General features: G+C 69.4%; 24 protein-coding genes. 11 read left to right on the top strand and 13 right to left on the bottom strand.

Going from position 1 to position 24,547, the window contains the following annotated elements:
* The first annotated feature begins 22 nt into the window (after positions 1–22).
* Complete coding sequence (locus EDD31_RS02830; protein ID WP_123302818.1) at positions 23–1,543, top strand: NAD(P)/FAD-dependent oxidoreductase; 1,521 nt, start codon at positions 23–25, stop codon at positions 1,541–1,543.
* Positions 1,544–1,705: 162 nt separating this feature from the next.
* A complete protein-coding gene (locus tag EDD31_RS02825; RefSeq protein ID WP_123302817.1) occupies positions 1,706–2,635 on the top strand; it encodes a Bax inhibitor-1/YccA family protein in 930 nt (309 codons plus the stop codon).
* A gap of 142 nt (positions 2,636–2,777) precedes the next feature.
* Here the strand turns inward: EDD31_RS02825 and EDD31_RS02820 are convergent, their stop codons facing one another.
* The 3 genes from EDD31_RS02820 to EDD31_RS02810 all read right to left on the bottom strand — a co-directional run bounded on the left by EDD31_RS02820 (position 2,778) and on the right by EDD31_RS02810 (position 5,983).
* Positions 2,778–3,182, bottom strand: coding sequence for an FKBP-type peptidyl-prolyl cis-trans isomerase (locus EDD31_RS02820; RefSeq protein ID WP_123302816.1), 405 nt, complete (start codon positions 3,180–3,182; stop codon positions 2,778–2,780).
* 242 nt (positions 3,183–3,424) lie between these two features.
* The gene (thyX, locus tag EDD31_RS02815; RefSeq protein ID WP_123302815.1) at positions 3,425–4,132 is read right to left on the bottom strand and encodes an FAD-dependent thymidylate synthase; all 708 of its coding nucleotides are present in this window, start codon (positions 4,130–4,132) and stop codon (positions 3,425–3,427) included.
* Between the two features lie 42 nt (positions 4,133–4,174).
* A complete protein-coding gene (locus EDD31_RS02810; protein ID WP_170163164.1) occupies positions 4,175–5,983 on the bottom strand; it encodes an HNH endonuclease signature motif containing protein in 1,809 nt (602 codons plus the stop codon).
* Between the two features lie 159 nt (positions 5,984–6,142).
* On the opposite strand from EDD31_RS02810, the gene EDD31_RS02805 reads away from it, so the two are divergent.
* Positions 6,143–6,871 carry a PIG-L deacetylase family protein gene (locus EDD31_RS02805; protein ID WP_123305046.1) on the top strand — a complete coding sequence of 243 codons (729 nt, stop codon included), beginning with the start codon at positions 6,143–6,145 and terminating at the stop codon, positions 6,869–6,871.
* Positions 6,872–7,023: 152 nt separating this feature from the next.
* Here the strand turns inward: EDD31_RS02805 and msrA are convergent, their stop codons facing one another.
* Positions 7,024–7,746 carry a peptide-methionine (S)-S-oxide reductase MsrA gene (gene msrA, locus EDD31_RS02800; protein WP_123302813.1) on the bottom strand — a complete coding sequence of 241 codons (723 nt, stop codon included), beginning with the start codon at positions 7,744–7,746 and terminating at the stop codon, positions 7,024–7,026.
* Positions 7,747–8,053: 307 nt separating this feature from the next.
* On the opposite strand from msrA, the gene EDD31_RS02795 reads away from it, so the two are divergent.
* Complete coding sequence (locus EDD31_RS02795; protein WP_170163163.1) at positions 8,054–9,511, top strand: AI-2E family transporter; 1,458 nt, start codon at positions 8,054–8,056, stop codon at positions 9,509–9,511.
* The gene (gene ilvA, locus EDD31_RS02790; protein WP_123302811.1) at positions 9,511–10,722 is read left to right on the top strand and encodes a threonine ammonia-lyase; all 1,212 of its coding nucleotides are present in this window, start codon (positions 9,511–9,513) and stop codon (positions 10,720–10,722) included. Before EDD31_RS02795 ends, ilvA begins: the two co-directional genes overlap by 1 nt.
* A 72-nt stretch (positions 10,723–10,794) precedes the next feature.
* On the opposite strand, the gene greA is transcribed toward ilvA, so the two are convergent.
* The gene (gene greA / locus EDD31_RS02785; protein ID WP_123302810.1) at positions 10,795–11,277 is read right to left on the bottom strand and encodes a transcription elongation factor GreA; all 483 of its coding nucleotides are present in this window, start codon (positions 11,275–11,277) and stop codon (positions 10,795–10,797) included.
* 80 nt (positions 11,278–11,357) lie between these two features.
* Complete coding sequence (locus EDD31_RS02780) at positions 11,358–11,759, bottom strand: DUF4307 domain-containing protein (RefSeq protein ID WP_170163162.1); 402 nt, start codon at positions 11,757–11,759, stop codon at positions 11,358–11,360.
* A gap of 99 nt (positions 11,760–11,858) precedes the next feature.
* On the opposite strand from EDD31_RS02780, the gene mca reads away from it, so the two are divergent.
* The gene (gene mca, locus EDD31_RS02775) at positions 11,859–12,782 is read left to right on the top strand and encodes a mycothiol conjugate amidase Mca (RefSeq protein ID WP_123305042.1); all 924 of its coding nucleotides are present in this window, start codon (positions 11,859–11,861) and stop codon (positions 12,780–12,782) included.
* Complete coding sequence (locus tag EDD31_RS02770) at positions 12,779–13,120, top strand: hypothetical protein (protein ID WP_123302809.1); 342 nt, start codon at positions 12,779–12,781, stop codon at positions 13,118–13,120. The genes mca and EDD31_RS02770 overlap by 4 nt, the downstream gene beginning before the upstream one ends.
* Here the strand turns inward: EDD31_RS02770 and trhA are convergent.
* A complete protein-coding gene (gene trhA / locus EDD31_RS02765; protein ID WP_425453683.1) occupies positions 13,117–13,872 on the bottom strand; it encodes a PAQR family membrane homeostasis protein TrhA in 756 nt (251 codons plus the stop codon). The genes EDD31_RS02770 and trhA overlap by 4 nt on opposite strands.
* A gap of 184 nt (positions 13,873–14,056) precedes the next feature.
* Between trhA and EDD31_RS02760 the strand changes: the two genes are divergently transcribed.
* Together EDD31_RS02760 and phoH2 are read left to right on the top strand one after the other, a co-directional pair.
* A complete protein-coding gene (locus tag EDD31_RS02760; protein ID WP_123302808.1) occupies positions 14,057–14,818 on the top strand; it encodes an isoprenyl transferase in 762 nt (253 codons plus the stop codon).
* A 433-nt stretch (positions 14,819–15,251) separates the two neighbouring features.
* Positions 15,252–16,574 (top strand): RNA 5'-3' helicase PhoH2, encoded by a 1,323-nt coding sequence (gene phoH2 / locus EDD31_RS02755; protein WP_245991267.1) that lies wholly within the window; start codon positions 15,252–15,254, stop codon positions 16,572–16,574.
* Here phoH2 and EDD31_RS02750 read toward each other — a convergent pair.
* From EDD31_RS02750 to EDD31_RS02730, 5 genes are all read right to left on the bottom strand, one after another.
* A complete protein-coding gene (locus EDD31_RS02750; RefSeq protein ID WP_123302806.1) occupies positions 16,567–17,268 on the bottom strand; it encodes a carbonic anhydrase in 702 nt (233 codons plus the stop codon). The two genes, phoH2 and EDD31_RS02750, sit on opposite strands and share 8 nt — an antisense overlap.
* On the bottom strand, positions 17,265–18,188 hold the full coding sequence (locus tag EDD31_RS02745; protein ID WP_123302805.1) for a carbohydrate kinase family protein: 924 nt from the start codon (positions 18,186–18,188) through the stop codon (positions 17,265–17,267). The genes EDD31_RS02750 and EDD31_RS02745 overlap by 4 nt, the downstream gene beginning before the upstream one ends.
* Complete coding sequence (locus EDD31_RS02740; protein WP_123302804.1) at positions 18,185–18,469, bottom strand: exodeoxyribonuclease VII small subunit; 285 nt, start codon at positions 18,467–18,469, stop codon at positions 18,185–18,187. The genes EDD31_RS02745 and EDD31_RS02740 overlap by 4 nt, the downstream gene beginning before the upstream one ends.
* 83 nt (positions 18,470–18,552) lie before the next feature.
* Complete coding sequence (gene xseA / locus EDD31_RS02735) at positions 18,553–19,866, bottom strand: exodeoxyribonuclease VII large subunit (protein WP_123302803.1); 1,314 nt, start codon at positions 19,864–19,866, stop codon at positions 18,553–18,555.
* Between the two features lie 16 nt (positions 19,867–19,882).
* Positions 19,883–20,305, bottom strand: a complete 423-nt coding sequence (locus EDD31_RS02730; RefSeq protein WP_123302802.1) for a DUF3151 domain-containing protein — start codon at positions 20,303–20,305, stop codon at positions 19,883–19,885.
* A 152-nt stretch (positions 20,306–20,457) separates the two neighbouring features.
* On the opposite strand from EDD31_RS02730, the gene EDD31_RS02725 reads away from it, so the two are divergent.
* Positions 20,458–21,567, top strand: a complete 1,110-nt coding sequence (locus EDD31_RS02725; RefSeq protein ID WP_123302801.1) for a 4-hydroxy-3-methylbut-2-enyl diphosphate reductase — start codon at positions 20,458–20,460, stop codon at positions 21,565–21,567.
* Positions 21,568–21,730: 163 nt separating this feature from the next.
* The gene (locus tag EDD31_RS02720; protein ID WP_245990797.1) at positions 21,731–22,582 is read left to right on the top strand and encodes a class I SAM-dependent methyltransferase; all 852 of its coding nucleotides are present in this window, start codon (positions 21,731–21,733) and stop codon (positions 22,580–22,582) included.
* 136 nt (positions 22,583–22,718) lie between these two features.
* Here EDD31_RS02720 and EDD31_RS02715 read toward each other — a convergent pair whose 3' ends face one another.
* The gene (locus tag EDD31_RS02715) at positions 22,719–24,419 is read right to left on the bottom strand and encodes a DUF885 domain-containing protein (protein ID WP_123302799.1); all 1,701 of its coding nucleotides are present in this window, start codon (positions 24,417–24,419) and stop codon (positions 22,719–22,721) included.
* Positions 24,420–24,547 lie beyond the last annotated feature (128 nt).

Here is a 24,547-nt window from a genome sequence, read left to right as displayed (position 1 = left end):
TGCGCGCACCTACGATGGGGTCATGGCTTCTCTCCCGCGCCTACTGACCCTGTCCGCGGCGGCTGCCGGCGGTGCCGTTCTCGCCACGCAAGCCCTCAAGGCGCACCGTGCCCAGCAGGTCCGTGAGGTCCGCTCCCATGAGGACAGGCGGCGTCCTCGCGTCCTGCTCGCCGGAGGCGGGTACATCGGCCTGTACGCCGCGCTGAATGTGCGCAAGCAGCTCGGCCGCGACGACGTCGAACTCGTGGTGGTCGACACCAACCCCTACATGACCTACCAGCCGTTCCTTCCGGAGGCTGCGGCCGGCTCGATCGAGCCACGCCACGTGGTGACCTCGCTGCGCCACGAACTGCGGAATACCACCGTGCTGACCGGCACCATCACGGGGATCAACCACGCCGATCGGACGGCCACGGTCGATTCCGGCAGCGGTGAGAGCTACGAGCTCAGCTACGACGAACTCGTCGTCGGTCTGGGCTCGGTGGCTCGGACGTTGCCCATCCCGGGGCTGGCCGAGTTCGGGATCGGTTTCAAGTACATCGAAGAGGCGATCGCGCTGCGTAACCAGGTGCTCGGCAAGCTCGCCGAGGCCGCATCCACCTGGGACGCGGAGCGCCGGCGCCGGATGCTCACCTTCGTCTTCGTCGGCGGTGGTTTCGCCGGCATCGAGGCGCTCGGAGAGGTTGAGGACATGGCGCGGGCCGCCACCAAGGATTACGACTCCATCAACCCCGAGGACCTGCGGTTCGTGCTGGTCGAAGGTATGCACCGCATCCTTCCCGAGGTGGGCGAGGAGCTCGGGGGATACGCCCTGGAGCAGCTGCGCGAGCGCGGCGTGGAGATCGACCTCGGCACCTTCCTCGAATCCTGCGTGGACGGGCACATCAAGCTCTCGGACGGCCAGGAGTTCGAATCGGACACCGTGGTGTGGACGGCGGGCGTGAAACCCAATCCCGTCCTGCAGGACACCGACCTGCCACTGGACGAACGCGGCCGGGTCCGCGCGAATGCCTTTCTCCAGGTGGTCGATGACGAAGGCACCGTGGTGCACAACGCCTGGGCCGCCGGTGACTGTGCCGCTGTGCCGGATTTGTCCGGCACCAAGACTCCGGACGGCATGTGTGCGCCGACGGCCCAGCACTCCGTGCGCCAGGGCCGCCACCTGGGCCGGAACCTGGTGCGCGTCATGCGCGGAGATAGCCCGCAGGAGTACGTGCATGCCAATGTGGGGACGGTCGCCTCGCTGGGCCTCTACAAGGGCGTGGCGCAGATCGCCGGGCAGAAGTTCCGCGGACCGGTCGCCTGGTTCATGCACCGCAGCTACCACGTGTTCGCCATGCCCACCATGGAGCGGCGCGTGCGCATCCTGACGGACTGGACCACGGCGGTGTTCTTCCGGCGTGAGCTCGTGCCGCTCGGGGCGCTGCAGAATCCGCGAGCCGCGTGGGAACGTGCCGCGGGCAGGCACACCTCGGATCGCGACCCGGCCACGGCGCTGACCAAGCCGGGCGGAGTGGCCGTGGGCGGCGATTCCGCGGAGTAGGCACCGCGTGGGACGTGGCTCGTGGGGCCGCGGCCTTGCGGAACATCTCCGTCCGTTCCCACGTTCTGAGTAGTAGTGGCTAGGGCTGCAAGGCCTGGACGCCTAGGATGACGACCAGTACGGAACCGGGATGATCCCGGCAGGCTGCGACCAGGAGGCACAGTGAGCAACCCCGTGTTCGAGAGGACGCCCGCGTTCTCGTCGAAGCAGACCACCCCGAACGGGTACCGGGCCATGCCTGGCTACACGCCGGGCCAGCAGGGCGGTCACGCCGCGGGCCGGCAGTACGGCACCCAGCAGTATGCCGGGCAGCAGTACGGCCAGCAGGCGGGCCAGGACCCCCGCATGGACCAGATCGAGCAGAGCTATTACGGCCCCACCGCCGCTCCGGCCGACACCGGCCGGATGACCTACGACGACGTCATCATGCGCACCGGCATGGTGCTCGGAGTCATCATCACCCTCGCGGCGATTCACTGGGTGGTCATCGGCCCCAACATGCTGCTGACCTTCGGCGGGCTCGCCGTCGGCTTTGTGCTCGGCTTGGTCAACGCCTTCAAGCGTGAGCCCTCGCCGGCGCTCATCATGGCGTACGCCGTTGCCCAGGGACTGTTCCTCGGCGGCATCTCCGCAGTCTTCGACACCATGTTCGGTGACGGCATCGTCACCCAGGCCGTGATCGGGACGATGGCGACCTTCGCCGTCTCCTTGCTGCTGTTCAAGTCCGGCGCCGTCCGCGTGACGCCCAAGTTCACGCGCTGGCTGCTGATCGCCGTGGCCGGCTATGCGGTCTTCTCCCTGATCAACTTCGGCCTGATCATGCTCGGCTTCTTCGACGATGCCGGCCAGGCCTTCGGGCTACGCACCTCGGTGGAGATCATGGGTATCCCGCTGGGCGTGCTGCTCGGCGTCTTCGCCATCGGCCTCGCCGCGTTGTGCCTGATCATGGACTTCGACGCCATCAAGCGCGGCGTCGACGGTGGCGCACCGTCTCGCTACGCCTGGTCCGCGGCCTTCGGGATCGCCGTGACCCTGGTCTGGCTCTACATCGAGTTCCTCCGCCTACTCGCGATCCTGCGCGGCAGCAACTGAGCCTCCGGCGCAGCAGCAACTAAGCCTTCAGCGCGTCCTCGCACGGGATTCGTCGTAGCAAACCGATGGCCCGGCACCCCCTCAGGGGTGCCGGGCCACCGGCGTTCATGCGTGGTACTGCTCGATCACACGACGCCGATGATCACTCCACGCCCACGATGTCGACGACGAAGACGAGGGTGGCGTTCGGGCCGATACCGGCCTGGGGTACGCCGCGCGGGCCGTAACCGAGCTCCGGGGGGATGGAGAGCAGCACGCGGGAGCCGATCTGCTTGCCCGGAAGGCCTTCGTCCCAGCCGCCGATGACCATGCCGACCCCGATGGGGAAGGAGATGGTCTGGCCGCGGTCCCAGGAGTTGTCGAAAACGCCACCGCCCCAGGACTGGCCCAGGTAGTTCACCACGATGGTCTGGCCGACCTCGACCGTGTCTCCGGTGCCCTGCTCAAGGACCTCGACCTGCAGGCCCTCCGGGGCGTTCGGGGTGGGGAAGGAGATCTCCGGCTTGTCGCCGAAGCTTCCGGTGGCTGTGGGGAGCTGGACGCTCATGGATTCCTCTCGGTTGCGAGTGCGGCGGCGAGCACACCGGACTGGACTGGTGCGCGAGACGTCGTCGCGTTGCGGTCACTCCACCCTAAGCGGGGCGCCGTGGCTGATGTGCACGGGAAGGACCCACGGCACACGTCAACGCGGTCAGTGACGGCGTGCAGCGGGTTTCTCAGCGGCGGTTGCGGGGGTGTTGTACGGAGCCGTCGCGGCGCTCCTCGAAGTCGAAGCCCTCGGGCATAGCGTCACGCCGGCGGGGCGCCGTTGGTGGACCAGGCCTGGTGGGTCAGGGGCATGGCCTCAGCGAAGTGCTCCTCCATCTGGCGGGCGACGTCGCGGATCTCGTAGAGGGCATCCTCCGCGGCCCGGAGGCCAAGGAAGTGCATGAGGTTTCGAGGGTTGGCCGTCGCCCAGAAGGTGGTCATGGTGTTCACCGGGAGGACATCGCGGGCGACCTCCTTGGCCACTCCGGCGGCCAGCAGGCGCTCATAGGCGGCATGCGAGGAGAGCGTGTTCTCACGAATGGTCTCGCGCACCAGCGTCACCTGCTCGGGCGAGCCGGGCCCGAAGGTGTAGGCGCCGACCTTCCCGCTCTGCAACAGGGGGCGGTCATCGGCGGGCAGGTAGTAGCGGTTCGGCAGGATCGTGTACCGCCCCGAGATCTCGTTGTACGAGAAGGTGCGGTGGCGCATGAACTCCCGGGCGACGAACAGCGGGGTCTCGACCACGAAGGTGAACTGACCGTGCTCGAAGGGTGAAGTGTGCCGGTTCCGCCAGAGGAAGCGGATCAGTCCGCCGACGCGGCCTTCTTCGCGTTCCTTGCTGTGCGCCTCGGCATCCTGCGAGACCCAGGCCGCACGAGCGACATCGAGGTCGGAGGCAGCGGCGCGGTAGACGGTGACCGTCGACTGATCGACGAAGGTCGGGGGCACGGGAGTGGCATCGGCAGGCACGGCCTGAGCGTATCGGTTGATGGCTCAAAAAACGGAGGAGAGTCAGCGCGGGTCGAGGTCTTGCACCTCACGGGATGCGGGCGCGTCGAGAATCACCCGCTCGCGCGGGGTGACGATGCCTGGTGGACGGGCGCCTCCGGGCATCGCCGTGTGCCCCGGAGGATGAGCCAGAGCGGACCAGGCGGGAGGCAGGGCCGACGTGGATGGAGCCTCGGGCGGTGAGGTGGCCCGGTCAGCGGCCCGGCTCGCCACGGGCGGCGGTGCAGGTATGGGCGGCGCACCAGGTGGAGGCTCGCCGCGGTGGCGGTACTCGTGACCGGTCCGCGTGGATGTCCAGGTGAGGGTGCCATCGGCTTCTCGCCGCGTGGTCCACAGCCCGCGGGTCTTGAGATGGTGATGGGTTCGGCACAGGGGCTGGAGGTTTGCCAGTCGGGTCTGGTGCTCTCCCGCCTGGTCCTTTCCGGGTTGGGCACGCTGCGTGTCGTACGGCTCGATGTGATCGAGGTCGGCATAGCAGGCCGGCATGCCACAGCCAGGGAAGGTGCAGTACTGCTCCTGGCTGGTCACCGCTCGCGTGAGCTGGGCTCCGGGCCGGTACGCGTGCGTGCTGGGAGCGGTGAGCTGACCGTTCGGGTCGAGTGTGAGGTAGCGGATCTGCGGCCCCGGGGTGTCACGGACGGCATGCGCGGAGGCTGCCTCGGCAAGGATCTCGCGCGCCAGCGGGGCGGGAATGGCCCCGTATCCGGCCAGCTCGGCGGGGGAGTCGTCGAGCCCGGCCACAGTCGCGGCGGAGACTGTGAGGTTGATGGCCATGTGGCGAGCGCGGCGTCGCACCGGGCCGGCGCGCCCACCTCGGGCAGACGCAGCCGTGGACCCGCCGCTCGCCGAGACGCCGCACCCGGCGTCATCCCCGAGCCTCTCGAAGGCGGAGACGAAGGCATCCGCGCGTAGCTGGTCGAGGCTGCGTGCCGTGGTGGGATCCGGCGAGCCGGAGGGCCGGCGGCCGGCTCGCTCGACCCTCGAGGTCGTACCCGCGAGCCGATCCAGCGTGCGCCGGACGGCGATCGCGTCGTCGGCACGGAGGTAGGCGGTCAGCCAGGCCATACCGTCGCCGGCTGCTTCAAGCGAGACGCAGCGGTCGGTGTAGGCCTCGCGCTGCCTCTCATGAGCCGTCTCCGGCGCGAACTCGATCACCAGCTTGGCGATGCGCCGCTTCAGTGCGGGCACGGTGAGCCGAGGCGCCCACGGCAGCAGGGTGTCCACGATGTGCAGGTGATCTCCGCGCCCGAGGCCTGGTGGGCGCTGCGTGAGTACCTCGGCCTTGCGGGCATCGATCCGCCCACTGCCGAGAGCGTCATGGACCATGGGGAACTCATCGAGAGCGTCGGCCAGATCGATTCTGGCCCGTGCGGCCCGAGGGGTGATCGCCAAGCGCGAGCCCACCTCGGCGGCCTCGGCCTGATCGGCCCGGGAGTCCTCGGTCACGTCCAGCGCGCTGCTCATAGCCGCGCGGTCGCGGCGCCTGCGGCCGAGCTCCTGCAAGTAAGCCGCCTGTTTCGCCTGCGCCCAGGAAGCCACGCGCTCGCAGGCAGCGACCGCCTCGAGCAAGGAGGCCTCATGGCAGCGTGATTCGTGCGCAGCCTCCAGGACATATCCCAGATCAGGCCCGCCAGGGACGTCGGCAAGCTCGTCTGCGAACATCGCGTCGAGCCGGTCCGCTGCCACGGCACGCGCCCACTCCACCGAACCGCGCACGCGCTCGGGCAGCAAGGTGGTCCGCAGCGATGCCGGCACGCTGGGCCCGGGCTGAGGACTCTCCTCGCCCGGACTGTGATCTGCCTGCCCCGCCATACTCCTACGGTACCCGAACAGGCGTTCGATATCAAGACTTTCCCGCATATTTCCGCGGGAAAGTCGGCAAGACCCTACCGTGCAGACTGGTCCGGCGCCACCATATCGACGACCCCCGACACTGCCCGCCGGCCTTGCGAACCCCCTAGGCTCGTAGGTATGAGCAAGCTCCCCTACTTCGATGATGCGGACCTCAAACGGGTACTCTGCGTGGCGGCTCATCCCGACGACCTCGAGTACGGCGCCTCAGCGGCCGTCGCCCGATGGGTCGCGCGCGGCGTCGACGTCTCGTACCTGTTGCTGACCGCCGGCGAGGCGGGGATGCGCAGCCAGCCGCCAGAGGAGGTCGCGCCCCTGCGCGCGGCGGAACAGCGAGCCGCCTGCGCCGCCGTCGGGGTCGCGGATCTCAGCATCCTCGACCTCCCCGACGGCCTGCTTGAGGCTGACCTGCAGACCCGCCGGCTCATTGCGAAGAGGATCCGGGAGTTCCGCCCCGACACCGTGGTGGTGCCCACCTGGCAGCTGGAGGTCGAATGGGGCCTCAATCATGCCGATCACCGCGCCACCGGGGTGGCCACGATCGACGCCATCCGGGACGCGGACAACCCCTGGCTCTTCCGCGACCTGCACGACTCCGGCCTCCACGCATGGGGGGTCAGCAGGCTCGTCGTCGTCGGCGGGCCGGCCGCGGAACTCATCGACGTCACCGGCGAGTCACTGGAGCGTGCGATCGCGTCCTTGGAGGCGCATGAGGGCTATCTGGCAGAACTGGGCGAGGGTCACCCGCTGCCGCGCGAGATGCTCGAGGAGATCACCGGCGGTGCCGCCCAGCTCGGTGACGACCGGGCGGTGACCCACGCCCTCGGCGTGACGGTTTACCCCATGTAGTCGACGGGGAGGGCCTCGCCGTCGAGCGGGCTGCTCGCCTCAGCTCCCGCCGCCCAGCACACGCGGCCCCCGACCTCGCCCCCAGTTCCGGCGGCGCCGCCCTCAGCGCCCGCCCGCAGCACATGCGACCCCACCCGCAGGCGGCGCCGGCACTAGCTCCGCTGGGCGGCCTCCATGATTTCCTGCTGGCTGGGCAGCTGGTCCTGGCGCACCAGGCCCACCGGGCAGGTCATGCCCTTGAAGCCGTGGTTGCAGTAGCCGCCGGGGTTCTTGTGCAGGTACTGCTGGTGGTAATCCTCGGCGTAGTAGAAGGTGCCGTCTCCGGCCTCCGTGAGGGGGATGATCTCGGTGACGATCTCGCCGTGACCGTGTTTCTGCAACACCGCCTGGAAGGCCTCCCGGGTGAGTAGCGCGGCCCGCTCCTGCTCGGCGGAGGTCCAGTAGATCCCGGATCGGTACTGGGTGCCCACGTCGTTGCCCTGGCGGTTCGCGGTGGTGGGGTCGTGGTTCTCCCAGAAGGCCTTCAGGAGGAGTTCGGCAGAGGTCTCGCTGGGGTCGTAAACCACCTGGACGGCTTCGGTGTGCCCGGTGCGACCGGTGCACGTCTCCTCGTAGGTGGGGAAGGCGGTGTACCCACCGAGGTAACCGGCAGCGGTCGAGATGACGCCGGGCTGCTGCCAGAAGATGCGCTCGGCACCCCAGAAGCACCCCATGGCCACAAAGAGCACCTCGGCATCCTCGGGCCACGGGCCCTGCAATGGCGCCGGGAGCACCTCGTGGTGCTGTGGCACCAGGAAAGGGCTCGCGCTCCGGCCCGGCAGCGCCTCCTCGGGCGTCACCGGCGTGGTCTTTCGGGTGGCACGATCGGTCGCCATCTCATCCTCCTCATCTGTGGTGCCTCGTGGCACCGTCTGCGTTGTCGTGGGGCACCAGCGTTGTGGGTGGGGCACCGGTTTCCCGGGCTGCGCCTCCGAGGCGAACCTCACCATCAGGCGACCACCGCGCCATGCACTCAGTCCTCGCACAAGCGATAACACTGCGCCTAGCTTGACACTTCCCCGCTGGTCAGGGCGCAGCACAAGGCGTGCACACCTTATGGTGGGCACGCCGGGCATGCTCCGGCGCCCTGGGGCGGCTCACTCGGCCTCGGGTCGGCAGAACGAACATGGAGATGCGCCGAGGATGAGCACCATCAGTAAGTTCCGGCATCGCTTCCGCCGCGCCGGCGATCTGCGGGACAGCCGGGTCGCCACCGAAGAGGTGGTGCACGCGCCCCGCAGTGGACGGAGCATGGAGAACGGCATCCCGCGCACGCTGGAGGTCGCCGGGGGCTGGTCGTGGCGCATGATCGTGATCGCCGCGGTGCTGGCGCTGATCGGTTACCTCATCATCACCTTCTCCACGATTGTCTCAGCCTTCCTGGTGGCCATGCTGCTGGGTGTCCTCCTAGAACCGATCGCTGGCTGGATGCGCCGCGTGCTGCGATTTCCCGCGGCGCTGGCCTCCATCGTTGCCGTGCTCGGCATGCTCGTGGTCGTGGTGGGGCTCCTGACCATCGCCGGGCAGTCCATCATCCAAGGCTTCGGCCAGCTGGCCGACAACTTCTTGGTGGCGGTCAACGACGTCATCGCCTGGATCGACGAATTGCCCATCAACGTCGACGAAGAGATGATGCAGGGCTGGATCGACGAGGGCCTCGATCAGATCCAGGAGAACGCCGCCGCCATCGGCCGCGGTGCGGCCGGAGCAGCAGCCTCTGGCTTCTCGCTCATCACCGGCACCGTGCTGGCGCTGTTCACCCTGTTCTTCCTGCTCAAGGACGGGCGTTCGATCTGGCACTGGTTCGTTCGCCTGGCGCCGGCGCCCGCGCGGGATCGGATCAACGAGGCAGGTATCCGCGGCTGGGTGACCCTCGGGAAGTACACCCGGACCCAGATCATCGTCGCCGCGGTGGACGCGCTCGGCATCGGCCTGGCCGCCGTGCTCCTCGGCGTGCCCTTGGTGCTGCCCATCATGATCCTGGTGTTCCTGCTCTCCTTCATCCCCATCCTCGGCGCGGTCCTCTCCGGGGCCGTCGCGATCGCCGTCGCACTGGTGGACCAGGGGCCGTTGATCGCCTTGATCATGGCCGGAGCCGTGCTGCTGGTGCAGCAGGCGGAATCGAACATCCTCCAGCCGTGGCTGCAGGGCAGTGCCCTGGCCGTGCACCCACTGGCCATCGTGCTCGCCGTGACCGCCGGTACCGGCATCGCAGGCCTGCTCGGGGCCATCTTCGCGGTGCCGGTGGTGGCCACCATCAACACGGTGATGCTGTATCTCTACGGCCGGGACAAGTACCCGAATCTCGCCAAGGCCGACGTCAGGCCCGGCGGACCGCCCGGTAGCTATGAACTCTCGCCGGCCGGCGCCGGGCCCGCGGACGAGCACCTCGCGGAAGACGCCCCCTCCGACACTGCGAGTGTGGGCGCCTCCCAGTCCGTCGGGGTGGCGGGCTCCGGCCAGGCCACCGTGGTGCAGGACATGCCGCGCCGTGACCTGTCCTGGGACACCCCCGAGGAAGGCTCCCCGTCGCCGGGCACGCAGTCCGGCAAGCCCAGCGGACCCGACGCTGATGCTGACCCCCCGGAGCCGGGACGCTGATGCCCTACGCCTTCGACCATGCCACCTTCGCGGCGGCAGCTCAGCAGATCGATGGTGTGGTCCACCAGACCCCCATGGTGCGCAGCCCGCACCTGAGCGAGATCGCGGGGGTGCCGGTGCTGCTCAAGGCCGAGAACCTGCAGACGACGGGATCGTTCAAGCTGCGTGGTGCCTTCACCCGGCTGAGCCGATTGAGCGATGAGGAGAAGCAGCAGGGTGTGGTGGCGGCCTCCGCAGGCAATCACGCCCAGGGCGTGGCGTTCTCCGCCCAGCGGCTCGGGATCCCTGCTCGCATCGTGATGCCCGAGGACGCCGCCCTGCCCAAGGTGGAAGCCACTCGCAGGTACGGAGCGGAGGTGGTGCTCTCCGGGCCCGACGTCGCCGCAGCCCTCACGGTGGCCATGGCGGACGCCGAGCGGAGTGGCCGGACCTTCATCCACCCGTACGACCACGAGGACGTCGTGGCCGGCCAGGGCACACTCGGGTTGGAGATCCTCGACCAGGTGCCTGACGTCGGCACGATCCTGGTGCCCACTGGCGGCGGCGGACTTCTCGCCGGGGTGGCTGCCGCGGTGCACAGCGTGCGGCCGGAGGTCGCGGTCGTGGGCGTGCAGGCCGAATCGGCCGCAGCCTGGCCGGAGTCCCTGGCGGTCGGGCACCCGGTGCAGCTGGAACGGCTGCAGACCATGGCCGACGGCATCGCCGTCGCCCTGCCCGGTGAGGTCCCCTTCGGTCTGATCCGTGATCACGTCGCCTCGGTCGACACGGTGAGCGAGGAGCTCATCTCCCACGCCATGCTGCTGCTGGCTGAGCGGGCCAAGCTGGTGGTGGAGCCCTCCGGCGCCGCCGGCGTGGCCGCTCTGCTCGAGGAGCCCGGCATCTTCGAGGGCCCAGTGGTGGCGATCCTCTCCGGTGGGAACGTCGACCCCCTGGTGTTGCTGCGCAGCATCCGCCACGGCATGAGGGCGGTCCGGCGCTACCTCAAGGCGCGGGTGATCGTCACCGACACCCCCGGTTCGCTGGCCGCGCTGCTGGTCGAGCTGGCCGCCACCGGGGCCAACGTCATCGACATCACCCACTCGCGCACGACCACCAACCTCGCCGTCGGCGAGGTCGCGGTGACGGTGGACCTGGAGACCAAGGGTCCCGAGCACTGCGCCGACGTCATCACCCACCTGCGTGACCGCGGATACTCCGCAGCTGAGCACTGAGTTGCCCGCAACGTCGTGCGCCCACCCGGATATCCGGGTGGGCGCACGAGCCGTCGGCCGAGATGATGTTGATCAGCCCTGGAAGGGTTCGACCTTCTCCACGGTGACCTCGATGGTGGAGCCGTTGGGAGCCTCGTAGGACGACTTCTCCCCGGCCTTCTTGCCCAGAACGGCCGCACCGAGCGGTGAGGACTCGGAATAGACGTCGATGTCCAGGTCCCGGGCGGCCTCGCGCGAGCCGAGCAGGAAGGTCAGGTTGCGCCCGGCGATGGTGGCGGTGACGACGGTGCCGGACTCCACCACCTCGGTCTGCTTGGGCGCCTGGCCGACCTCGGCATCGCGCAGCAGCTCGGTGAGCTGGATGATGCGTGCCTCTTGTTTGGCCTGTTCCTCACGGGCGGCGTGGTATCCGCCGTTCTCCTTGAGGTCGCCCTCCTGGCGTGCATCTTCGATCTTCTGGGCGATCTCGTGCCGGCCCTCGGTGGTGAGGTGGTCGAGCTCCGCCTGGAGGCGGTCGAAAGCCTCCTGGGTCAGCCAGGTCGTTGACGCGCTCACGATTCCTCCATATCGACATCGATGCCTCGGCCGCCGAGTGCGACCGAGGCAAGGGCATCTGTGGGTGCGAAACGACTATTTTACTCCGCGGCCACCACGATGCAATTCTCCACGGATCCCGTCGTGGCGTGCTCGTTGGTGGTGAGCTGTGTCTCGTGCGCGCTCCGGCGCTCCGCCACGGGGCCGATGGTGACCTCGCGGAATCCCACCTGGGTGTGGGCTTCGTTGAAGGCGACCACGCTGCACCGGGCGGTGACGCCAGGCCGCGTGGTCAGGGCGAAGCGCACGGTTACGGTGGCATCGTCGATGACCTCGTAGCTCAGATGCTCAGCGTGGACGGTGGGGTTGCGATCTCCGAGCTGGGGGCCCACGGCGAGGGTGACCAGGAGGCCAGCCAGCACGCCGGCCACGGCAAAGGCGCGTGGTGTCCGCCGCTCACGTCCATATCGGGCCGACATGATCGCGGGGTCGGGCGTGGTCATGGGACCATTGTCCCGCAATGGCGCGGACGAGGGGGACCTCGGACCGCGCCTCACGCTTGAGCTTGTGCAGAAGGGATCCACGTGAGCGATCTGCGGTTGATGGCAGTCCATGCCCACCCGGACGACGAGTCCAGCAAGGGTGCCGCCACCATGGCCCGCTATGCGGCGTCAGGGAACCCCGTGCGTGTAGTGACCTGCACCGGTGGGGAGCGGGGCGACATCCTCAACCCGCGCCTCGCCGAGGACCCGCACATCCTCGCGGACCTCCCTGATTACCGCCGCAAGGAGATGGCTGCGGCTGCGTCCGCGCTGGGCATCGAGCAGGTGTGGCTCGGTTTCGTCGACTCCGGTCTGCCCGAGGGGGACCCGCTGCCGCCGCTGCCGGAGGGCTGCTTCGCCCTGCAGCCCCTGGAGACCACCGTCGGTGCCCTGGTGCGCCAGATCCGCGAGTTCCGCCCGCATGTGATGACCTGCTACAACGAGCTCGGCGGGTACCCCCACCCGGATCACATCATGGTGCACAAGGTCTCCATGGCCGCCTATGAGGCGGCCGCGGACCCCGAGGCCTACCCGGAGGCCGGGGAACCATGGGCGGTGCAGAAGCTGTACTACGACGTCTCCTTCTCTGCCGACCGGATCCGGGCACTGCACGAGGCGATGGACTCCCGCGGGCTCGTCTCTCCCTTCGCCGAGTGGCTCGATGGCCGCCCTGGCCGCCCGGAGCGCGTTCCGACGGCGCGGATCAGCTGCGCGGACTACTTCCCGCAGCGCGACGACGCCCTGCGGGCTCACGCCACCCAGATCGATCCAGATGGCTTCTTCTTCATGGTCCCGCGTGACATCGAGGCTGAGGTGTGGCCCTACGAGGAGTTCGAGGTCGCCCGCTCGCGGATTCCGGCGGAGGCTGGAGAAGGGCTGGAGCAGGATCTGTTCGCGGGCGTCGTTCCCGAGGGCCTGGATGTCACTGCGCTGGTCGAGTACGGCTCGGGCCCTGAACGCCCGGCCGGTGAGGATTCCGCGTGAACGCCCTCAGTGTCCTCGCGGCCGATGGTGAGCCCAGCCCGTCGCCCACCGCGCCGGACACGGTGCCGATCGAGCTGTGGGAGGCGAGCCCGGGGATCTACGGGTTCCTCTTCTTCTTCGCCATGGCGTGCGCTCTGATCGTCCTGGTGCGCTCGATGCTGCGGCACTCGCGCACGGTGGAACAGAACTCCCAGCGGCGTGAGGAGGCCGAGGCGCGCGCTGTCCAGGAAACGCCCGAGGCCGGTACGCAGTCTGATGCCGTCACTCCGCCGGAGGCCGGCACGCAGTCGGGAGCCGAGGACGCTGCCGCACACGACGGCGACGGACCCGGCTCTTAGGCCAGACGGGCCACCGCCACTGCTACGGCGGCGAAGTGGCAGCCCCACCCCACCACGGTGCCGACGTGGAAGATCTCGTGGAAGCCGAACCAGTCCGGGGAGGGGTTGGGGCGCTTGATGGCGTACGCCGTGGCTCCGAGCGTGTAAGCGAGTCCGCCCGCGGCGACCAGCAGCACGACGGCTGGTCCACCCACGGTCCAGAAGTCGGGCAAGAACCAGACCGCCACCCAGCCGAGCAGGATGTACAGCGGGACGTAGACCCAGCGCGGCGCACCGAGCCAGAGCATTCGCGAGACGATCCCGATGGCGGCTCCGCCCCAGATGACGCTCAGCAGCAGGGTGGCTGTGTTGCCCTCGAGCAGGATGACCGCGAGCGGGGTGTAGGTGCCGGCGATGAGCAAGAAGATGTTGGAGTGGTCCATCCGGCGCAGCATGGCGAAGAGCTGCGGAGACCAGGTGCCGCGGTGGTAGATCGCGGACGTGCCGAAGAGCACCACGGCAGCGAGCACGAAGACTGCGACACCGATGCGTGCGTGCACCGTGGGGGTCAGCACCAGGAGCACCAGGCCGCTGATCAGCGCCAGGGGTGTGGTGACCAGGTGGATCCATCCGCGCAGCATCGGCTTGACGGCGGCAGCCACCGCCTCGGGGACGGAGTGCTCGTTCTCGGCGGCCTGTTCGGCCACGGCGTTGGCTTCGTCAGGAGACATTACTGCGGGGGAGTGGCGGCGTTCTGGCATGTCGGTCGGCATCGGGACCTTCCGGTGTTCGGACCAGCGGATGGCGCGCGACTGGCGTGGATGCTGGGCCCGTCGGCGCGGGGCCAGGGTCGGACCATGGCCAGCGGGGCGGTTACCTACGGTAGCGTAGGTTAGCGGATCGCCCTGGCGGGGGTAGCCTTCCCGTGACCATCGCCACCGACGAGCCGGAGGAAGAATGCGCCGTCCCGGCCTCCTCTACCGCCTCTATGAGCGCCGGCTCCTGGCGCGACTCGACCTGAGCCGCGTACCCCGGCACATCGGAGTGATGCTCGACGGCAACCGCCGGTGGGCCCGGTCGGTGGGCAAGCCGGCTGCGCACGGGCACCGGCGCGGGGCGGACAAGATCTTCGACCTGCTCAGCTGGTGCGAGGAAGTGGGCGTGGAGGTTGCCACTCTCTGGATGCTCTCGACTGACAACCTCCGCCGCGATCCCGACGAGGTCGCCGATCTGCTGGACATCATCGTCGAGGCGGTCGAAACCCTTGCCTCGGCCGGTAAGTGGCGGATCGCGGTCGTGGGGTCCTTCGATCTGCTGCCCGAGTCGCTGGCCGATCGCCTCCGTGATGCTGAGGCCTCGACTGCCGAGGTGACCGGCCTGCACGTGAACGTCGCCATCGGCTATGGCGGGCGTGACGAGATCGCCGATGCCGTGCGGTCCTTACTGCGCAGCGCTGCCGCCCAGGGGCGCAGCCTGGACGAGGTGGCCGACTCGCTCACTGTGGCCGACATCGCCGACCACCTCTACACGAAGGGCCAGCCCGATCCCGATCTGGTGATCCGCACCTCGGGAGAGCAACGGGTGGGCGGGTTCCTGCTCTGGCAATCGGTGCACAGCGAGTATTACTTCTGTGAGGCCTTCTGGCCGGATTTCCGGCGCACCGACTTCCTGCGCGCACTGCGCGACTACTCCCAGCGCGAACGCCGCATGGGCCGCTGAGCGAACGGCGTGGTGTGGGGGCTTTCATCCGGGGGAGGCCCCGGATGAATGTGAACAGTGGATGACATCTGCGCCCCGCAGCGCGTGTCACGGTGGTGATCGAGACCGCCAGGCGTAACTTCCCCTGTGACGGACGGCATACCCGCCGTCCTCCGGGAGGTTCAGCCCATGCAGCTCTCCGCTGCGGATGGGAGGGGCCGCCGGCCCCACCCCAGGTGGCTGGTGACCTCTCCCACCGGATACCGCGTCCCTACCGGCACGCGGGCTGAGAATCGGCGTGCTAGGCGCGCCGAGAGGAGACATCGTGAGCACTGATCCCGTCACCAGCGCCACCGCCCAGCTCGGCACAGCAGCGATCGAGCCGGACACCGCACCGCCCGCGGGAACCGATGTCGCCGCAGCGCTAGGCGTCGCCGAACCGACCGGTACTGCCCTGCGCACCTATGTGCTGGACACCTCGGTTCTGCTCTCCGACCCGCGCGCTCTCCTGCGCTTCGCGGAACACGACGTCGTCCTGCCGGTTGTGGTGGTCACGGAACTCGAAGCCAAGCGTCACCACAGCGAACTGGGGTACTTCGCCCGTTCGGCCCTGCGCCTGCTGGACGACCTGCGGGTCAAGCACGGCAAGCTCGACCAACCAGTGCCGGTGGGAGATGACGGCGGCACGGTGCGCGTGGAACTCAATCACTCCGATGACCAGGTCCTCCCCTCGGGCCTGCGTCTGGGCGACAACGACACCCGGATCCTGGCTGTGGCGGCGAACCTCGCCAGTGAGGGGCACTCCGTCACGGTGGTCTCCAAGGACCTGCCCATGCGCGTCAAGGCCTCCGCGGTGGGCTTGCACGCCGAGGAGTACCGCGCGCAGCAGGTGATCGACTCGGGATGGACCGGCATGGCACACGCCGAGCTCACCGACTCGGAGATGAGCCAGCTCTGGGAGGCCGGCGAGGTCATCGTGGCCGAGCTCGCCACCCCGGGCCGGCTGAGCGAGGCTCCCGTCAACACCGGCGTGGTGCTGCACGCTCCGGGCGGCTCTGCACTCGGCAAGATCGTCACCGGCAGCGCCACCCCGGAACCGGTGGTGCGGCTGGTGCGCGGCGACCGGGAGGTCTTCGGGGTGCGGGGGCGCAGCGCCGAACAGCGCCTGGCCATCGAGCACCTCACCAACCCCGAGATCGGCATCGTCTCTCTCGGCGGACGGGCGGGAACCGGGAAGTCAGCACTCGCGCTGTGCGCCGGGCTGGAGGCGGTGCTCGAGCGCCAGGAGCATCGCAAGGTCATCGTCTTCCGCCCGCTGTACGCGGTGGGCGGCCAGGAACTCGGCTACCTGCCCGGCGATCAGAACGAGAAGATGAATCCTTGGACCGACGCCGTCTACGACACCCTCGGGGCGCTGGTGGCCCCGGAGGTACTCGACGAGGTGCTGGCCCGCGGCATGCTCGAGGTGCTGCCCCTGACCCACATCCGCGGGCGTTCCCTGCACGACGCCTGGGTGATCGTGGACGAGGGCCAGTCCCTGGAGCGCAACGTGCTGCTCACCGTGCTCTCGCGTATCGGCCAGAACTCCAAGGTCATCATCACCCATGACATCGCCCAGCGCGACAACCTCCGCGTCGGCCGCCACGACGGGGTGGCCGCGGTGGTGGAGGCGCTCAAGGGCCGCGACCTCTTCGCGCACGTGACCCTCACCCGCTCGGAGCGATCGCGGGTGGCCGCGCTCGTCACCGAACTGCTGGAGGGGATCGACGTCAGCTGACCTCGCCGAGCTCCTCCACGAGGTGGGCCGTGCCGTCCGCGAGGGTGTACTCCACACCCACGATGCCGACACGGCCCGTCTCGATGGACTCGGACAGAGAGGTGGAGTAGTCCCGCAGCATCTGCACCGTGGTGCGCACATGGCGGCGACGCAGCACGTCCTCATCGGGGAGGGAGAGCTCACGGCTGCGCTGTGCCGGCTCGCCGGGAACTGCGCCGGCGACGTCCTCGCCCTCGGCGGGACCGAGGCGCGGCTCGGTCAGCAGCGAGGGGATGACGCGGTCGACCACGGAGCGGATGAACCCGGTGGGCATCTGCCCGCTGAGCAGTGCCTCCGCGGCCGCGCCCACGGCGCCACAGCGGTCGTGCCCGAGCACCACCACCAGCGGAGCGCCGAGCACCTCCACGCCGTACTCCACGGAGCCGATCACCGAGGCGTCGAGCACGTGGCCGGCGGTCCGCACCACGAACAGATCCCCCAGCCCCTGGTCGAAGATGATCTCGGCCGCCACACGGGAGTCCGAGCAGCCGAGCAGCACTGCCTGCGGATGCTGAGCCGCAGCGACCTCGGTGCGCCGGGCCGCGCCCTGGGAGGGGTGGAGCATCTCGTCGGCCACGAAGCGGGCGTTGCCTTCTTGCAGGCGCTGCCAGGCCTGAGCCGGGGTGGGCGAGATAGTGGCGGTGGAGTTGGTCATGATCCGTTCCATTCTGCGAGCTCGGCGCGGCTGGGCGGGTCGGCACCCGGGCGTGAGCAGGTGATGGCCGCGACCGCGGCAGCGTGGTCGAGGATTCTGCGCAACAGTGGCGCGTCGACGGCGTGGAGCGCGTCCCGGTGCTCGGCGCCGAGTAGCTGAGCGTCCCAGAGTCCGTCGATGAGGGCACCCATCAGGGAGTCGCCGGCGCCGACGGTGTCGGCCACCTGCACCGGACGCGGGGGAGCGGCGGCTTCGACCCCGGCGGAGGTGCGCGCCCAGGATCCCTGGGCCCCTCGGGTGACCACGACCATGGCCGGGCCGCTCTCGAGCCAGGTGGCGGCACTGCGCAGGGGATCAATGCCGGGGTAGAGCCACTCCAGGTCCTCATCGGACGCCTTCACGACATCCGAACGCCCCACCTGCGCCTCGACGGCGGCAAGGGCGGCTGCGTGATCGGTCATGATCTGGGGGCGGGCATTGGGGTCATACGTGATGGTCGACGTCGCACGCTGCGCCTCGACCATGGTCGCGACGGCGCCTGCCCCGGGCTCCAGCACCGACGCGATCGAACCGGTGTGGACGACCCGGGGTGGAGAGCCCGGGTGCTGGACCGGCAGGGACCAGTCGAGGTCGAAGACGTAGTCGGCGGCGCCGTCGCCGCCGATCCGCGCCAGGGCGGTCGAGGTGCGGGCGGCGTCCGTCGATCGCGCCGAGAGCCGCACACCTGAGTCACGGAGGTGCTCCCGGATGGCTTCTCCCCGGGCGTCTGTTCCGATCCACGTGACCAGTTCGGTCTCGCGCCCGAGGCGAGCCAGGCCCAGCGCCACATTGGCGGGCGAGCCACCCGGGTGCTCGACCGGTTCGGCGCCGGCGTGCTGGACGATGTCGATGAGTGCCTCACCGATTACCCAGGCGCTCACTCGCGGCCTCCTGTGTCTGAGCCTGCGCCCTCGCCCTGCGCGGCGCTCTCACTGGAGGCACGGGCGGCTTCCAGGCGTGCTTGGGCGGTGTCGAGCCACTGCTGGCAGCGCGTGGCGAGCGCTTCGCCGCGCTCCCACAGCGCCAAGGACTGCTCCAGGGGTGCTTGGCCGGTCTCCAGTCTGCGCACGACCTCGACCAGTTCGTCCCGGGCCTGCTCGTAGGAGAGGTTCTCCACGGGTGGGCCCACGGGGGCCTCTGCTGAGTGCTGCGGATTGCTCACGCCTCACATCCTCCCATCGTGCACGGGCGCACCCAGGTGCGCGGTGAGCCTGATCATCGTTGACCGCCGGTGGTCTCGCACGCTCATGGCGCCTGCTCCTCGAGCCATTCGTCGTCCTCGTGCATCCCGACCTCCACGGCGATCCTGCCGTGGGCGAGCAGAGCTTCGAGCTGGTCGCCCGGCTCCACATCGCCCGGGGAGCGCACTACGGTGCCCTCATGGGTGCGCAGGACCGCGTAACCCCGTTCGAGCGTGGCGGCCGGTGAGAGCGCTCGCAGTCGGCCGCGGTGCCCCTCCAGCTCACCATCAGCGCGCTGCAACGCCCAGGCCATGCACCGCCGCGCCGAGACCTGTGCTGCCGAGATCTGCTCGCGATGGCGATCCAGAAGGACCTGGGGGTCAGCCATGGCCGGCCGTGAGCGCAGCGCGGCGAGCCGTTCTGACTCTGCCCGCAGGCGCGCCTCGACGGCCTGGCGGATCCGGCCTCGAGCCTGGGTGAGGCCACGCGTCTCCTCGGCCAGATCCGGCACGATGCGCTTGCCGGCATCGGTGGGGGTGGAGGCGCGGAAGTCCGCGACCTCGTCCAGCAGCGGGCGATCCTGTTCGTGACCGATCGCCGAGACCACCGGGGTGGGTGCGGCCGCGACGGCTCGCAGCAGGCGCTCGTCGGAGAAGGGCAGGAGATGTTCGACGTTCCCGCCGCCGCGGGCGATGACGATCACATCCACCTCGGGGTCGGCGTCCAGCTCCTGGAGCGCTGCGGTGACCGCTGCGGCCGCACCAGCGCCTTGCACGGCAGCGTGCCGGATGGCGAAACGTACCCCGGGCCAGCGGCGCCGTGCGTTGTTGACAACGTCGTGCTCGGCGTCGCCGCCTTGGCCGGTGACCAGACCGACCAGCTGCGGCACGAAGGGCAATGGCTTCTTGCGTTGCTCGTCGAAGAGCCCTTCGGACCGCAGGATGCCCTTGAGATGCTCGATGCGCGCGAGCAGCTCGCCGATGCCCACCGCCCGGATCTCCCGCGCGTCGAGTTGGAAGGACCCGGATTTGGGCCAGAAGCCCGGCTTGGCGTGCAGTACCACCCGGTCGCCCGGCTTCGGCTCCAGGCCGGCAGACCTCAAGTACGTGGTGCGCACGGTGACCGGCAGCGACATCTCCGCCTCGACATCGCGCAGCGTCAAGAAAGCCAGACCGATCCGGGCCACTTCCTTGAACTGGATGACCTGCCCCTCCACCCAGACCGGATCCATCTTGGCGATGTAGCCCTGGATCTTGGGGGAGAGCTCACGGACCGGCCACGGATTCTCCGCAGTGGTCTCTCGGGCGAGCGTGGGAAGCTGCGCGCCCGTGGTCGCCGGAGCGGTGCGCGGAGCCTGGCCCGGTGGCTGGGCACTCATGCGTGGGCCTGAGCGTTCATGCCAGTCCCATGACCTCGCGGGCGCTGGGGTCGCAGTCGTTCAGCAGCGTGGCGCAGCGTTCTTGTTCCGGTTCCTCACCGATGGCGCCCGCCGCCTCACCGAGGGCGTGGATGGCCAGGAGAACCCCCTGATTGGGCAGGTGAGAGGCCGGGACGGGGCCAGTGCCGCGCCAACCGGACTTGCGTAGCGCGTCCAGGCCGCGGTGATAGCCCGTGCGCGCAAAAGCATAGGCCGCCACCGGATCGCCGGCGTCGAGGGACTGCCGCGCCAGATGCGCCCAGGGCAGGGAGGCCGCTGGCTGGGCCGCGGCGACCTCACGCGGATCAGCACCGGCCTCGAGGGCCTGACGGCTCGGCGTGTCGAGCTCGGCGGGCAGAAGGGTGGGGTCTGGCTCGAGGAGGTTACGCATGGGGCACATCGTCCCACGGGGTACCGACAGGCGGCTATGGAGCCACAGACGTGCCCGATGGGCCCGTTGCGGTGCCGTGCACGTGCCCGATGGGCGTGTGGTGGTGCGCGAGCCCTCACACTGCCTCCCGCGACCGGCATGTCCCACGTAGGCTGGAGTCGATGAGTACCCAGGCGCTGGGGACGCAGATCCCCGTTCGTGACTCCGACGGTCCCGTCTCTCTCGCGGGCGCCGGAGCCTTCCCTGCCGCCTTGCAATCAGTGCCGGCGCAGGACGGCAAACGGATCCTGCTCGCCGCCCCGCGCGGATACTGCGCCGGCGTCGACCGCGCAGTGGATGCCGTGGAGAAGGCGCTCGAGCTCTACGGCGCGCCGATCTACGTGCGCAAGGAGATCGTGCACAACAAGCTCGTGGTCGAGACGTTGACCGAACGGGGCGCGATCTTCGTCAACGAGGCCGACGAGGTGCCCGAGGGTGCTCGCGTGGTCTTCTCCGCGCACGGCGTCTCCCCGGCGGTGCATGCCCAGGCCGCGGCCCGCAATCTCAGCGCCATCGACGCCACCTGCCCGCTGGTGACCAAAGTGCACAAGGAAGCGGTGCGCTTCGCCCGCGAGGATTACGACATCCTGCTCATCGGGCACGACGACCACGAAGAGGTCGAGGGCACCTACGGCGAGGCGCCCGACCACATCCAGGTGGTCAACGGCCCGCACGAGGTGGACCAGGTGCAGGTGCGCGACCCCGAGCGGGTCATCTGGCTCTCCCAGACCACGCTCTCGGTGGACGAGACGATGCAGACCGTGCGCCTGCTGCGCGAACGGTTCCCGCACTTGCAGGACCCCCCGAGCGACGACATCTGCTACGCGACGCAGAACCGCCAGGTGGCCGTGAAGCAGATGGCGCCCGAGTGCGACGTGGTTGTGGTGGTGGGATCAGCGAACTCCTCGAACTCGGTGCGCCTGGTGGAGGTGGCACTGGAGGCCGGTGCGCGCGCCTCCTACCGCGTGGACACCGCCGGTGAGATCGACAACTCCTGGTTCGATGACGCCACCACCGTGGGCGTCACCTCCGGGGCCTCGGTGCCCGAGCTGCTGGTGCGCAACGTGGTCGAGCACTTGCAGTCGCTGGGCTACACCGGCCTGGACGAGGTGCGCACCGCTACCGAGGACATCGGGTTCTCCTTGCCGAAGAACCTGCGTTCCGACCTCAAGGCCGCGGGGCAGGACGTCGACCACGGCCATCGCCGCCGCGCCGCAGCCGACGCGCGCTAGGCTCCGCAGCCCGCGCCAGCCCGGCGCCGCCGAGCTTGGGACCGCCGAGCCCGGGACAGGCGCCGCCGCCTCAGCACTCGTCTTGTGCGGTTGTGGTCACTTTGCGCCGCTTTGACGGCTGATTCTGGCACCGATTGCGGCGCAAGCTGACCACAATCGGAAGATGGGAGAGCAGCGGATGGACGAAGTGTCGAGCCAGACCCGATCGCGAGAACTGGCTGTCGCAGGATACGAGTCGGTCGACGGCGATGCTGCGGTGGCGGCGACTGGGCGCTGGTGGACCGAGACGAGCGCGGAGTATCTCGTCGAGCATGGTGACTTCCTGGGCGCGGCCGACTTCTGCTGGTGCCCCGAGGGGCTGCGTGAATCCGAGGCCCGGCTGCTGGGACCGGCGGCGGAGCTGCGCGGCGAAGAGGTGCTCGAAGTGGGCGCCGGCGCCGCGCAGTGCTCCCGCTGGCTTGCCCAGCAGGGCGCGACCGTGCTGGCCACGGATATCTCGCCGGGGATGCTGGAGCGATCGGCCGAGCTCGACGCCGCGACGGGCATCAGCGTTCCGACAGTCTGCGCCGATGCGCGCGACCTCCCGCTTGACGACGCAAGCTTCGATCACGCCTTCACGGCCTTCGGCGCCATCCCCTTCGTGCCCGACGCGGCCACCGTTCACGCCGAGGTGGCCCGGGTGCTGCGCCCAGGCGGTCGGTGGGTCTTCGCGGTCACCCACCCGATTCGCTGGGCCTTCCCCGATGATCCGACCTCGCGTGGCCTGACTGCGATCCGCGCTTATTTCGACCGCACGCCCTATGTGGAACGTGATGAGGCCGGCGAGCCCCTCTACGCCGAGTTCCACCGCACGCTCGGGGACCATGTGCGTGAGGTGACCGGTTCAGGCTTCGTGATCGAGGATCTGGTGGAACCGGAGTGGCCGCAGGGCAACGTGCAGGTGTGGGGCGGCTGGGGTCCCGAGCGGGGCCGAATCCTGCCTGGTACCGCGATCTTCGTATGCCGCAAGGTGTGAGCCGGAACCATCCGGCGTCCCATCGACGGGTCACGCTCACGGGCCCGATTGCGCTGACTGCCGCCTATGTCATTCGATGACGCACGCGCGCGAGGCATCGGCTCCACCAGGCGGCAGTCAGCGTGACGGTAGCGACCTACAGCTGGGCGAGCTCCCGCTCGAGGTCGTCCAGGCCGAGGGCGCCCAGGGACAACGCCGCCATGTGCCAGGACTTCAGGTCGAGCTCCTCGCCGCGCGCGGCGTGAGCCTGGCGGGCGGCTTCGCGCCCGGCCAGCCAGGAGCGTTCACCGAGCTTGTAACTGATGGCCTGCCCCGGCCAGCCGAGGTAGCGCACGATCTCGGAGTCGATGAAGTCGTGCGGGCGGCCGGAGTGCGCCTTGAAGAAGTCACCGGCCAGTTGCGGCGTCCACTGCTGACCGGGAGCAAGCGGTGAATCGTCCGGGATCTCGAACTGCAGGTGCATGCCGATGTCGATCACCACGCGCACGGCGCGCATCATCTGGGCGTCGAGGTAGCCCATGCGTTCTTCGTCGTCGAGGTAGCCGAGCTCGTCCATGAGGCGCTCGGCGTACAGCGCCCAGCCCTCAGTGGCGCCGGAGGAGGAACCCAGGGTGGTCTGGTAGATCGAGAGCTGCGGCGCCACGTAGGCCCACTGCGCGAGCTGCAGGTGATGGCCCGGGACGCCCTCGTGGTACCAGGTGGAGACCAGGTCGTAGACGGGGAAGCTGGTGCGGCCCAGCGTGGGGAGCCAGGTGCGGCCCGGCCGGGAGAAGTCGACCGAGGGGCGGGTGTAGTACGGCGCAGCGGCCGAGCCGGCCGGGGCGATCATCGCCTCGACCTGCTTGATCGGCTCGGCGATGTCGAAGTGGGTGCCGTCGAGTTCCTCGATGGCGCCGTCCATCATGTCCTGCAGCCAGCGCTGCACCTCCTGCTCGCCCTCGACGCTGCGGCCGTTCTCGTCCAGCCAGCGCATGACCTCCACGGGGGTGGAGCCCGGCCGGATCTTCTCGGCCAGCTGCTGCATCTCGGCGTTCAGGCGCTGGTATTCGGCCCAGCCCCAGGCGTAGACCTCCTCGGGGTCGATCGCTGAGCCCATCACGCGGCGTGCGCCGAGCAGGTAGCGCTCGCGGCCCACCGCGTCGGGGGTGCCGTGCGCGGCGGGAAGGTAGGTCTCGCGCAGGTAGGTCTGCATCCCGGCCACGGCTGCGGCCGCGGCGTCGGCGGCGGCGTGCAGGTCCTCGCGGAGCTCTGGGGCGATCTCGGCGCCCCGGGTGACGAAGTCGTGGAACCAGGAGGTGGCGCCCGCTTCACCCGAACCGATCCACTCGCCGATCTGTCCGGCCACCGTCTCCACCTGCAGCGGGGCGGAGAGCAGCCCGCGACGGCGGCCTTCTTCAAGGGCCTCGGTCAGGGAGGCGTATGCCTGCGGAAACTGCGCCATGCGGCGGGCGATGACGCCCCAGTCCTCGGCGGTGGCCGCGGGCATCATCAGGAAGATCGAGCGAGCGCCGTGGATGGGGGAGGCGATGTTGCGCAGCGGGCGCAGGTGCTCGCCGGCGTCGGCGGCCTCGAGCTGGACGCCCAGGCGGTCGCGCAGCAAGGTGGCGCAGCGCTGTTCCAGGGCGTCGAACTCGCCCGAGGCGGCTTCGAGCTCGTCCAGCTCCTGGAGCACCGTGCGGGCGAGCTCGTTGCGCGCTTCGTGGCCGGCGGGGGAGAAGTCCGGCATGCGGTCATCGGCGGGGTTCAGGCCGAGACCGGTGGCCACCGAAGGATCGAGTGCGGCGAGTTCATGAACGTAGGCGTCGGCCAGTTGGCGAGGCGTAGAGCGATCAGTCATAGGTGCATCATGCATGAAACGCCGGGTGGTGTGCGACGTCAGCGGGGCGGTATGCGATGGATGGCGGCAGCCTGCCCAGAACTCTGATGCGCTCGGCCGAAGAAATACGTTGACCGTGTGCCTTGCGG

The organism is Bogoriella caseilytica (genome assembly GCF_003752405.1).
GTDB classification, from domain to species: domain Bacteria; phylum Actinomycetota; class Actinomycetes; order Actinomycetales; family Actinomycetaceae; genus Allobogoriella; species Allobogoriella caseilytica.
Note: the sequence above shows the minus strand (reverse complement) of the source record. Positions and strands in the feature narration are given on the sequence as shown.